Origin of the sequence: Martinezella rhizogenes, assembly GCF_027460065.1 — a bacterium.
In the GTDB taxonomy this organism is placed as follows: Bacteria; Pseudomonadota; Alphaproteobacteria; order Rhizobiales; family Rhizobiaceae; genus Agrobacterium; species Agrobacterium rhizogenes_C.
The window spans coordinates 366,586-378,717 of sequence record NZ_JAPYZZ010000001.1 but is presented as its reverse complement, the minus strand read 5'-3'; the positions used below and the strand labels follow the sequence as shown (position 1 = coordinate 378,717).

General features: G+C 59.8%; 10 protein-coding genes and 1 tRNA gene. All 11 read left to right on the top strand.

What is annotated here, in order from left to right; all coding sequences use genetic code 11:
* Positions 1–76: 76 nt before the first annotated feature.
* The 11 genes from O8B93_RS01830 to pyrC all read left to right on the top strand — a co-directional run bounded on the left by O8B93_RS01830 (position 77) and on the right by pyrC (position 12,073).
* A tRNA-Arg gene (locus O8B93_RS01830) sits at positions 77–153 on the top strand.
* Between the two features lie 180 nt (positions 154–333).
* On the top strand, positions 334–1,146 hold the full coding sequence (locus O8B93_RS01825) for a class I SAM-dependent methyltransferase (RefSeq protein ID WP_269708115.1): 813 nt from the start codon (positions 334–336) through the stop codon (positions 1,144–1,146).
* Between the two features lie 215 nt (positions 1,147–1,361).
* Positions 1,362–2,507, top strand: a complete 1,146-nt coding sequence (locus O8B93_RS01820; RefSeq protein WP_269708114.1) for an ABC transporter ATP-binding protein — start codon at positions 1,362–1,364, stop codon at positions 2,505–2,507.
* On the top strand, positions 2,504–3,430 hold the full coding sequence (locus O8B93_RS01815; RefSeq protein WP_269708113.1) for a carbohydrate ABC transporter permease: 927 nt from the start codon (positions 2,504–2,506) through the stop codon (positions 3,428–3,430). Before O8B93_RS01820 ends, O8B93_RS01815 begins: the two co-directional genes overlap by 4 nt.
* Entirely contained in the window at positions 3,430–4,251 is an 822-nt protein-coding gene (locus O8B93_RS01810; protein ID WP_269708112.1) for a carbohydrate ABC transporter permease, read from the top strand. The genes O8B93_RS01815 and O8B93_RS01810 overlap by 1 nt, the downstream gene beginning before the upstream one ends.
* 42 nt (positions 4,252–4,293) lie before the next feature.
* The gene (locus tag O8B93_RS01805; RefSeq protein WP_006310644.1) at positions 4,294–5,586 is read left to right on the top strand and encodes an ABC transporter substrate-binding protein; all 1,293 of its coding nucleotides are present in this window, start codon (positions 4,294–4,296) and stop codon (positions 5,584–5,586) included.
* A gap of 65 nt (positions 5,587–5,651) precedes the next feature.
* The gene (locus tag O8B93_RS01800; RefSeq protein WP_269708111.1) at positions 5,652–6,452 is read left to right on the top strand and encodes a phosphodiesterase; all 801 of its coding nucleotides are present in this window, start codon (positions 5,652–5,654) and stop codon (positions 6,450–6,452) included.
* Between the two features lie 297 nt (positions 6,453–6,749).
* The gene (locus tag O8B93_RS01795; protein WP_269708110.1) at positions 6,750–8,246 is read left to right on the top strand and encodes an acetyl-CoA hydrolase/transferase family protein; all 1,497 of its coding nucleotides are present in this window, start codon (positions 6,750–6,752) and stop codon (positions 8,244–8,246) included.
* Between the two features lie 188 nt (positions 8,247–8,434).
* Positions 8,435–9,757 carry an alpha/beta hydrolase gene (locus tag O8B93_RS01790; RefSeq protein ID WP_269708109.1) on the top strand — a complete coding sequence of 441 codons (1,323 nt, stop codon included), beginning with the start codon at positions 8,435–8,437 and terminating at the stop codon, positions 9,755–9,757.
* Between the two features lie 128 nt (positions 9,758–9,885).
* Positions 9,886–10,923, top strand: coding sequence for a 4-hydroxyproline epimerase (locus O8B93_RS01785; protein WP_173986177.1), 1,038 nt, complete (start codon positions 9,886–9,888; stop codon positions 10,921–10,923).
* A gap of 112 nt (positions 10,924–11,035) precedes the next feature.
* A complete protein-coding gene (pyrC, locus tag O8B93_RS01780; RefSeq protein WP_269708108.1) occupies positions 11,036–12,073 on the top strand; it encodes a dihydroorotase in 1,038 nt (345 codons plus the stop codon).
* The last annotated feature ends 59 nt before the right edge of the window (positions 12,074–12,132 follow it).

Sequence of the window (12,132 nt, the reverse complement as noted above, 5' to 3'; positions counted from 1 at the left end):
GAAACGAAATCGCTTGCATTCGGAATGAGGACGTTTTAGAGGATCGCCACGCCACCGGAAACGACCGGAACGGCACGCACCCGTAGCTCAGCTGGATAGAGCACCAGACTACGAATCTGGGGGTCAGGAGTTCGAATCTCTTCGGGTGCGCCATTTCTTTTCCCTTAAAAGTAGTTTCCGAGACGTGCCATTGCTTGTCGCAAGCGCCCGCCGGTGTATTCAAATGCTGGTCCGCCCGCGTTGATGTCGAAGCCTCGCAAGGCTGAATGAATTCCGAACATCCCGAATATATGTTAAAGTCCTCCGTTCATCAGATGGCCCGGAGTGAAAGCCATGTTGGAAGCGGACAAGGTGTTTGCGGGTTCGATTCCGGAAAATTACGACCGCTATATGGTGCCGCTGATCTTTGCGCCGTTCGCTGCTGATCTGGCGCGGCGCGCGGCGGCCTTGATGCCGATTGATGTTCTGGAAATCGCCGCGGGTACCGGGGCCGTGACGCGGGAAATGGTTCCCCGATTATTGCCCGCAGCAAATTATGTGGTGACCGACCTTAATCAGCCGATGCTCGATTTTGCGGCGGCTCAACATGCAGCCGACAGCCGTATAAAATGGCGACAGGCGGATGCTCAGCTTCTGCCTTTTGAAAATGCTGTTTTCGATCTGGTTTTCTGCCAGTTCGGTGCGATGTTCTTTAACGATCGCTTGGCCGCTTATCGCGAGGCAAAGCGGGTGTTGAAGCCCGGCGGGCACTATTTATTCAACGTCTGGGATCGCATCGAGGAAAATCACTTCGCGGATGATGTGACGAACGCCCTTGCCGGCCTTTTTCCCGATGATCCCCCGCGCTTCATGGCCCGCACCCCGCATGGTTACCATGATACGGCGTTGATACGCAGCGAGTTGGAGAATGCCGGTTTTTCCCGCGTGACGATCGAGACGGTGGCGGCGCAGAGCCGCGCACCGTCACCGCGCATTCCGGCCGTCGCCTATTGTCAGGGAACGGTTCTGCGGACGGAAATAGAGGCGAGGGCACCGGGTAAGCTCGAAGCCGCGACCGATTATGCCGCTGCCGCCATTGAAGCCCGGCATGGCGATGGCGAGGTGGCAGCCAAGATTCAGGCGCATGTCATTCTCGCCGTCGTATAGATCGGAGCCGCCAACCCGGTTTTCCAGCCGATGGAAGCGTGCTGAAACACGTCGGAACAGCCCCTAAATATTAGTGGTTTTAGGTGGAGGTCTATACCGTAACGTTTTTCGCTTGCCCCGGATTTACGGGTTTTCGAGTGTCATCGAAGTTTCCGCAAACCTTCGTCATATTGTCATACAATATAAGCATATGCGCTTCAGAAAAGGAGCGCAGAATGACGCCACAATCACTTGAACTTTCAGGAATCGGCAAGGGCTTCGGGGCTGACGATGTTCTGAAAGAGATCGATCTTTCCATTCGTCCGGGCGAATTCCTCTCCCTCGTTGGCATGTCGGGCTGCGGCAAGTCCACGCTGCTGCGCATCATCGCGGGCCTGGAATCGCCGGACCGCGGTTCGGTCTCGATCGGCGGGCAGGATGTGACGGAGATCGATCCGAGTGATCGCAATCTGGCGATGGTGTTCCAGTCCTATGCGCTTTATCCGCATATGAGCGTGCGCCAGAACATCGCGACACCGCTGCGCATGCGGCGCCTGCCTTTCGCCGCCCGCCTGCCGTTGATCGGGCGTTTTGCAGCGCCCGCGGAAACATTGAAGCAGATCGATGCCGCCGTAGAACAGGCGGCCGAGACGCTGCAGATCGCGCATCTGCTGGATCGCAAGCCGGCGCAGCTTTCCGGCGGCCAGCGCCAGCGTGTGGCGCTTGCGCGGGCGCTGGTGCGTTCGCCCGCAGCCTTCCTGATGGATGAGCCGCTTTCCAACCTCGATGCCAAGCTCCGCGCCCATATGCGCGAGGAACTGGCGGGCCTGCACCGCCGGCTCGGCGCGACCTTCATCTATGTCACCCATGATCAGATCGAAGCCATGACCATGTCTGACCGCATCGCGCTGATGTCGGAAGGGCGCATCGAACAGCTCGGTACGCCTGACGAGCTTTACCGCAAACCCGCGACACTGACCGTCGCACGGTTTATCGGCACGCCATCGATCAACCTCCTGCCGGTCGAAATCGATGCGCAGGGTAAGGTCACGGCCTTTGGACGCGATCTTGGCATCGATGGTGCGGGCTGCGATGCCGGCCCGGCGACGCTCGGCCTTCGCGCCGAGGATCTGCGTCCGGGCGAAGAAGGTTTCACTGTCCGCGTGGTGCGCAGCGAAACCCACGGCGCCGACCGTTTCGTGAGCTGCCGCCTGCTCAGCGACGAGACAGTCGCCATCACCCTTCGCCAGGGCGCGGGTGAGGTGCTGGGCGCCGATGCAAATGGCATGATGAATCTGGGTTTCGCGCCGGATCGCGCGCATCTTTTCGCGGCTGATGGCCTGCGCCGCAAGGTGACGGTGCGTGAACGGGTGCCGGCATGACGGCTGTCGATATTTCCACGCCCCTGCGTGCCAGGTCCCGCCCGCGCCTGCCGAAGGCGGACCGGCGGATGATGTGGCGCGGCCTGATGTTCGCGGCGCCCGCTGGCCTGCTGCTGCTGGCCATCTATATCGTTCCGATGCTCGTTCTTGCCGGTTTTTCCGTCACTGATTACCAGCTTGGAGCACTCTCCACCCGCTTCGTTGGCCTCGGCAATTTCGTGAAGGCGTTTCAGGATACGGTTTTCCTGCGCGCGCTGGCGAATACCGCCATCTATGCGATCATCGTCATTCCCTTTGGCGTGTTCCTCGCGCTCGGGGTGGCTCTGCTGGTCTATAACCGCAAACGCAGCCGCGCCTTCTGGGAAGTGGCCTATTTCCTTCCCGTCACCGCAACCCTCGTCGCCATGGCGACGGTGTGGCAATTCCTGTTGCACCCTTCGCTCGGTCCGGTGAACGCGGCGATCAAATGGCTGGGTTTCGAGCCTGTCGCCTTTCTCTCCAACCCCGTTCTCCTCATTCCCACCATGGCGCTGATCGGCATCTGGCAGGTTCTGGGCTTCAATATGGTGCTCTTCCTCGCCGGCCTCACCGCCATTTCGAAGGATCTGCACGAGGCGGCGCGGCTGGATGGCGCGAAGAACCCGGTCGACCGGTTCCTGACAGTGACATGGCCGATGCTGGGGCCGACGACCATGTTCGTGGTGGTCACCACCTCCATCTCCGCCTTCAAGGTGTTTGAGACGGTTGCCGTGCTGACCAAGGGCCGCTCCGGTTCGGAAACCCTGCTGTTCGATCTTTATCTCGAAGGTTTCGAATATTCCAACACCGGTTATGCCGCCGCGCTGACGATCATCTTCCTCGTGATTGTGCTGATCCTGTCGATTGGCCAGACGCTGCATATGGACCGGAAGGTGCACTACTGATGGTCGTATTCCGCAAATATTTCCCCCATCTCGTCCTAGCGCTCGGCGCTTTCGTGATGCTCCTGCCATTCTACTGGATGGCCCTGACGTCGATCCGCTCGCCGGCGGAAATATTCGACGTCTCGCTCTGGCCCATCCCGCAGAAATTCGACGCGGCCGATAATTATGCCCGGGCGGCGGGACAGGTGCCGATGGGCCGTTTCATGCTGAACGGCGTCATCGTCTGTGTCGGTATTCTCGTCGTGCAAATACTCACATCGGTTCCGGCGGCCTATGCTCTGGCAAAACTCCGCTTTCCCGGACGCAAGCTGCTGCTGGGTCTCGTCATCGCGGCACTCTGCGTACCCATCCAGGCGCTCGCGCTGCCGCTCTTTGTCGGGCTGGCCAAGACGCAACTTTTGAACACCTATTTCGCGATGATGATGCCGTTCTTCCTGTCGGTTTTCGCCATCTTCCTGTTCAACCAGTCCTTCCGCAGCTACCCGGATGAAATCATCGAGGCTGCCCGCATGGACGGTTTTTCGGAAATGGAGATCTGCTGGGGGCTGGTGCTTCGCGGTTCGCTGCCGTCGCTTGCGGCTTTCTCGATCTTTTCACTCGTTGCCCACTGGAACGATCTCTATTGGCCGATGATCGTCATCTCCGACACCAATCTCGCCCCGCCGCCGCTTGGCATGATGCTTTTCGCCGATGTCGAATCCGGCGCGAACTACGGTGCGCTGATGGCGGGCGCCACACTGATTACCGCGCCGATGGTGCTGTGCTTCCTCCTCGCACGGCGGCACTTCATCGCCGGTATTACCATGACCGGCGTCAAGTGATGCCGTTCAGACTTCCTCCTCCCAACCTTTCTGGAGACTGACATGAAACTCAACCGACGCGCCGTGATGGGCGGTCTGGCTCTTGGCATGGCTTTTGCTGGCCTCGCACAGCCGGTTCTGGCCAACGAAATCACGCTCAACGTTCTTTACAACCTGCCGGGTTTCACGAAATTCCATCAGCCGCTGGCCGATGAATTCATGAAGAAGAACCCTGATGTGAAGATCAACTTCCTCGCTCCGGCCGCCGGTTATAACGAAGGCCAGCAGCAGGTTCTGCGCTCTGCCGTCACGGGTAATCTGCCGGACGTTTATTTCTCCGGCTACAATCTGACGGCGGAACTGGTTCACACGCTTGCACCGCGCAACCAGATCACCGATCTCGGCCCGTTCATTCAGGCTGAAGGCGGTCAGGCCTTCCTCGACAAGAACTACAGCCCGAAGATGGCCGCACTCGGCCAGATCGATGGCAAGCAATACGGCCTGCCCGTCAATGCTTCCTCGCCGATCATCTACATCAACTCCGACCTCGTCACCAAGGCTGGCGGCGACCCGGACAAGATGCCGACGACCTTCCCGGAGCTCATTGCTCTCGCCAAGAAGATCAAGGCTCTCGACCCGAAATTCGCCGGCATGAGCTACGATATCAACGGCTGGCCGGATGACTGGTTGTGGCAGGCGCTCGTCGTCGAACAGGGCGGCAAGCTCGTCGACGACAAGACCAAGACCGTTGCCTTCGACAACGAGATCGGCCTCAACGCCCTGAAGATGACCCGCCAGTTCGTCACCGAAGGTGGCCAGAACCTGCTCGACTGGGACCAGTCGCGCCAGCAGTTCGGCGCAGGCCTCACGGGCTTCATCTTCTCGACGCCCGCTCACGTTCAGACGATCCAGGGTCTGGTCGGCGACCGCTTCAAGCTGAAGACGGCAACCTTCCCGCTCGACAACAAGGAAAAGGGCGGTGTGCCGACCGGCGGCAACTCCGCCGTCATCCTGACGCAGGAAAAGGCCAAGCAGGATGCTGCCTGGAAATACCTGAAGTGGATCACCGGTCCGGAAGCGCAGAACACCATCGTTCGCATCACCGGCTATCTGCCGACCAACAAGCTGGCAACCGGCCCGGACTTCCTTGCCCCTTATTATGTCGAGAACCCGAATGTGAAGACCGCTTCGCTTCAGGCCGATCGTTCTCTGCCCTGGGCCGGTTATCCGGGCGGCGATTCCGTCCGCATCTGGCGCACCCAGCGCGACATCATCGGCACGGTCATGCGCGGTGAAGTCACGCCGGAAGCCGGTCTCAAGCAGATCGTCGAGCAGACCAACGCCCTGCTGAAATAAGCAGAGCCATAAAAGAGGCTGCGGGGAAATCCGTTCCCGCAGCCATTTTGCGCAGGAAAATGATAATGAAGATCATCCAGATCACCGACACCCATCTTCTGCCGCCCGGTATCGCGATAAACGGCGTCGACCCGGAAAAGCAGCTGCGCGCGGCAGTGGCCGATATCGTCGAAAAACATGCCGACGCCGATCTTCTTGTCATGACGGGCGATCTCTGCAATTACGGCGAGCCGGAAGCCTATGAGCTGCTGCGCGATATCCTTGCGCCGGTCGCCATGCCCGTGCGGTTGATGCTCGGCAATCATGATCGTCGCCCTGAATTCGTGGCGGCCTTTCCGGAGCAGCCGCGCGACGATAATGGCTATATCCAGTCCTTCATCGATACAGATTTCGGCCGCCTGCTGTTTCTCGACAGCCATGAAGCCGATGTCATCGGCGGTATCTATGGCGCGGATCGTCTGGCATGGCTGGAGAGTGCGCTGGAAAGCGCTGGCGATCTGCCGGTAACGGTGTTCGTTCATCATTCCCCGATGGATTGTGGCATCCGGCATTTCGAACATATCGGCATGCATGATGACGGCGCTGTCATGCGTCGTCTTGCTGCCCATCCGGCTGGCATACGCCATATTATTTTTGGCCATATCCATGTGCCGATGGCAGGTACGACGGCGGAGGGCATTGCCTATAGTTCCGGTCAGGCCTGCGCGCATCGTTTCATCACCGATATCGATGTTGTTGATCCACTCTGGACGGGCGGCAATCCCTGTTACCGGGTCATAAGCCTCGGTGCATTCGGCCTGCGTGCCTATGACGCGGAAGTTGGGCAGCCCGTTCTGGGCCAGGCACCGATCTGCGAAGGCCCCTGACGCAGGGCGATTTTTTGGGCTGCGATGAGGCGCCTCCGCCTCGTCGCTCGCCGGCGACGGAGAGGCTTGGCGGAAGCCTTGTGCCGATCAGGAGGCTGCGATGGTCTGAAGACCTCACAGCCTGTCGCGCCGATGCGTCACTTGCGATTTGTGAACGGGATTTGAGGTGCGAAAGCCATGGTTGCGTTCACACCCTTGATCTATGTCAGTTTCATCGATGAAACTGCACGCCATAGTCGCCCCAGAGGTGGCCAACCAAATGCCGTGCCATCGTGATGACAGATCATGGAGAAGTGCATGCTTGAAAAGCGTATCCGCAACGCGTCCCTCTTGAACAGGATCGTCAGCGCCGAAGAGGCCGCCAGTCTCATTCAGGATGGCATGACGGTGGGCATGAGCGGTTTTACGCGCGCCGGCGAAGCCAAGGCCGTGCCGCTGGCGCTGGCCGAGCGCGCCAAGACGAACCCCATGAAAATTACCCTGATGACCGGCGCTTCCCTCGGCAACGATCTCGATAAAACCATGGTCGAGGCCGGCATGCTGGCACGCCGCATGCCGTTCCAGTCCGATCCGGCTTTGCGCAAAGCAATCAATGACGGCAAGGTGATGTTCATCGATCAGCATCTGTCCGAAACGGTGGAGCAACTGCGCGGCGGTCAGATCCATGGAGTCGATATCGCCATCGTTGAGGCGGTAGCGATTACGGCGGAGGGCGGTATTGTGCCCACCACCTCGGTCGGCAATTCCGCGAGCTTCGCTATTCTGGCCGACAAGGTCATCGTCGAGATCAACCTGTCGCAGCCCGAAGTGCTGGAGGGGCTGCACGACATCTTCATTCCCGCCAAGCGCCCGACCCGCATGCCCATCCCCGTGGTTGCGACGGATAGCCGTGTCGGCCTGCCATTCATTCCGGTGCCGCCGGAAAAAATCGCCGCAATCGTGCTGAGCGACAAGAGCGACAGTTTTTCAACGGTGCTGCCGCCCGATGACGAGACCAAGGCGATTGCCGGCTATCTCACCGAATTCCTGCTGAACGAAGTGCGCCACGGCCGCATGACCCATGAACTCCAGCCACTCCAGGCTGGCATCGGCACCATCGCCAATGCCGTGATGCACGGGTTCATCGATACGCCGTTTCACGATCTCAAAATGTATTCGGAGGTCCTGCAGGATTCGACCTTCGAACTTTTCGATGCGGGTAAGCTGACCTTCGCCTCCGGTTCGTCGATCACGCTCTCTTCCGCCATGAATGCGCAGGTGATGCCGAGATTGGCCGAGTACAAGAGCAGGCTGATCCTGCGCCCGCAGGAAGTCAGCAACCATCCGGAAGTTATCCGCCGGCTCGGCATCATCGGTATCAACACGGCGCTGGAATTCGATATTTACGGAAACGTCAATTCCACCCATGTCGGCGGAACCCACATGATGAACGGCATTGGCGGCTCGGGAGATTTCGCCCGCAATGCCTATATGTCGATCTTCGTCACCAAATCGATTGCCAAGGGCGGCGCCATTTCCAGCGTCGTGCCCATGGTCAGCCATGTCGACCATACCGAACACGATGTTGATATTCTCGTCACCGAAACGGGCCTTGCCGATCTGCGTGGTCTCGCGCCCCGCGAACGGGCGGCAGTCATCATCGCAAACTGCGTGCATCCCGGCTATCGCGACGCGCTGAAGGATTATTACCAGCGGGCGGTGGCGCGGGGCGGGCACACGCCACATCTCATCGAAGAGGCGCTGTCCTGGCATAACGCGCTTCGGGAGAGGGGCACTATGCTGCCGCAGCGATAGGCCCTGCACTTTTGCCAGCAGCCGATTTGCCGGTGCAATCGCCCGGCAATTGGGTCCGTTTGGACACACCCGTGCGGAAAGTGCCCGCTGTTCCGCGTTGGTTGCTGGCGCGGCAGTTCCGCCTCCGGTAGAAAATCCTCTCCCCTGGCTGCTATCCGGCTGCCTCTGGGTTGTAGGAGAGTGATGTGATGCCCATTCGCTTGGTGGCCGTAATTGCGATTGTCGCCCTGCTCGCAGGCTGCGGTGGGCGTCCCATCGGTGTCATGACGCCAACGGGGCAGACCGTGGCGGGCACGACGCCGATCAATCTTCTGGTTGCCACCACGCGTGCGCCATCGGAAAATGCCGCCGTGCTTTTTGGCGGTGAACGCGGAACAGGCCTGAAGGTCGATGCCGTCACGATCTCCATTCCGCCAAACGCCAGCCGCAAGGTAGGGCAGGTGCAATGGCCAAAGAAGCTGCCGCCAAATCCGCTGAAGGATTTCACCACGGTGGCGGTGGAGCCTATTCGCTCCGAAGCCGAAACTAGAAGCTGGATCGGTAAACACATAGCGAAAGACCGCCGCGTGCTGGTCTTCGTACATGGTTTCAACAATCGTTACGAAGAATCCGTCTATCGTTTCGCTCAGATCGTCCATGATTCCGGTACGGATGTTGTGCCTGTCGTGTTCACCTGGCCGTCGCGGGCAAGCATCTTCGACTATAATTACGACAAGGAAAGCACCAACTACTCGCGTGATGCGCTTGAGGAGATGCTGACGCGTCTGGCCAAGGACAAGTCCATCGGCGAGGTTACCGTCATGGCGCATTCCATGGGCACCTGGCTTGCGGTGGAGGCGCTGCGTCAGATGGCCATCCGCAACGGCCGCGTTGATCCGAAGATCAGCAATGTCATTCTGGCCGCGCCGGATCTCGATGTGGATGTGTTCAGCCGACAGTTCACCAGCCTCGGCAAGACGCCGCCCAAATTCACGCTCTTCGTCTCGCAGGACGACCGGGCTCTCAGCCTGTCGCGCCGCATTTCCGGCAATGTCGATCGTCTCGGCCAGATCGATCCTTCCGTGGAACCCTATCGCAGCCAGCTGGAAAAGGCGGGCATCACGGTTCTCGATCTCACCAAGCTGCAATCCGGTGACCGCCTGAACCACGGCAAATTTGCCGAGAGCCCCGAGGTCGTCCGCCTGATTGGCGACCGCCTTATCGCCGGCCAGACGGTGACGGATTCCGACGTCGGTCTGGGCGAAGCGTTGGGTGCTGTCAGTATCGGTGCTGCGCAAACAGTCGGAACGGCCGCCAGCGTCGTGGTCAGCGCGCCGATCGCGGTCTTCGATCCGCGCACGCGGGAGAATTATGGCAGGCAGGTGGAGCGGCTTGGCCGTTCCGTCGAAAACACCGTCGGGTCGGTGGGCGATACGGCCGGTTCCGTGGTGGACGATCAGGCGCTTCAGTCGTCAAGGGTCAACTGCGATGCCGCCGCCAATCGAAAGCGGGCGGAGTGCCGTAGCCGCTAAGCCACGATGTGGCGGGGGTGGTGGAAACGTCAGGTGTTTTTGTCACTGCACTCCCAGCAGATTTGTATACAGCTTGTATTTTTATCTGTATGGTCGGGCCAACAACCCAACTTCCGGAGTAGATTCCTATGCGTTGGAAACGCACCCTCCAGCTTCTCGATGTCCATTGCGAAGGCGAAATCGGCCGTGTCGTCACCGGCGGCGCGCCGAAAATTCCCGGCAACACGGTGGCCGAGCAGCTTCACTGGATGAACACCGATCCGCAAGGGGAAGCCTTGCGCCGCTTCCTGACGCTGGAGCCGCGCGGCACGCCCATGGGGTCGGTCAATCTCCTCCTGCCGCCGAAGCATCCGGATGCGCATGCCGCTTTCGTCATTCTCCAGCCGGATCAGGCGCACGCCAGTTCGGGTTCGAATTCCATCTGCGCGACGACCGCGCTTCTGGAGAGCGGCATGGTGGAGATGCAAGAGCCTGAAACTGTTATCATTCTCGAAACGGCCGCCGGTCTGGTGAAGGCCACCGCCACTTGCCGTGACGGGCGCTGCGAAAAGGTCAAGCTGACCATGGTGCCGTCCTTCGTGCATGAGCTGGATGTCAGCATCGACACGCCCGAATGGGGCAGGGTGACGATGGACATTTCCTATGGCGGCATTTTTTATGCACTCGTTGATGTTCGCCAGATCGGTCTCACCATCGAGAAGGCCAATGCCGCGAAACTCGTTGCCGCCGGCATGACTCTAAAGGACCTCGTCAACCGTGAAATGACGGTCGTTCATCCGGAAATTCCCGCCATATCAGGCGTGGCCTATGTGATGTTCCGCGATGTCGATGCGGATGGCTCCATTCGCACTTGCACCACCATGTGGCCGGGCCGGGCGGATCGCTCGCCCTGCGGCACCGGCAATTCCGCCAATCTCGCCACGCTTTATGCGCGCGGCAAGGTCAAGGTGGGCGACGAATATAAATCCCGCTCGATCATCGGTTCGGAATTCGATGTCGGCCTTTCCGCCGTCACCGAGGTGGCGGGTCGTCCTGCCGTCATTCCCACCATTGCCGGGCGCGGCTTCACCTTCGGCCTGCACCAGGTTGGCCTCGATCCCTTCGACCCGCTGGCCGATGGTTTCGCCATGACCGATGTCTGGGGTCCGGAAGCGGGCAACATCTGAAGCACGCTTCAAAAAAATGACGTTTACAGCTGCCCGATGGTCTCTGGCGGCTGTTTTCCCGCGACAAAAGATGCTAAGCGAGCGCAATTCCATCATGCTCCGAGGTATCCCGATGAAGTCGCTCACCCTGCGCCGCCCTGATGACTGGCACCTGCATCTTCGTGATGGCGCCATGCTGGAAGGGGTGATCGGGGATACGAGCCGACATTTCGCCCGCGCCATCATCATGCCGAACCTCGTGCCGCCGGTCGTCACCACCGACGATGCCCGCGCCTATCGCGAACGCATCGTCAAGGCCATCCCGGCGGGTGACCGCTTCGAGCCGCTGATGACCCTCTACCTGACCGAGGATACGCAGGCCGACGATGTGGAAGAGGGCAAAAAAAGTGGCCTCATCACCGCCGTGAAGCTCTATCCTGCGGGTGCGACAACCAATTCCCACGGCGGCGTGCGCGACTTCAATAAGGCGATGCCGGTGCTGGAGCGCATGGCGAAGATTGGCCTGCCGCTCTGCGTGCATGGCGAGGTGACGACGCCAGAGGTCGATATTTTCGACCGGGAGAAAGCCTTCATCGAGACGGTTCTGAAGCCGCTGCGCCAGCGCCTGCCGGAACTGAAGGTGACGATGGAGCACATCACTACCCGCGATGGTGTCGACTACATCAAATCGTCCAAGGCCAATCTGGCCGGTTCCATTACCACCCACCACCTCATCATCAATCGTAACGCCATTCTGGTCGGCGGTATCAAGCCGCATTATTATTGCCTGCCCGTCGCCAAGCGCGAAGAGCATCGGCTGGCACTGCGGGCTGCCGCGACTTCGGGTGATGCCCGTTTCTTCCTCGGCACGGATTCCGCCCCGCATGTGGACCCGCTGAAGGAATGCGCCTGCGGCTGCGCCGGCATCTATACCTCCATCAATACCATGAGCTGCCTTGCCCATGTCTTCGAGGATGAGAATGCCCTCGATAAGCTGGAGGCCTTCGCCTCGCTCAACGGCCCGGCGTGGTATGGTCTTGCGCCGAACGAAGAAACCATCATCCTGGTCAAGCGCGAGGAAGCGGTGGCGTTTCCCGAAAAGATTGAAACGGGCGCCGGACCGGTGACCGTATTCGATCCGATGTTCCCGCTTCATTGGGATGTAAGCTGATTTTTATGACCGCCGGCACTGCCGGCGGTTTTGTTATGGTCCACAGGCATTCGCCTGCG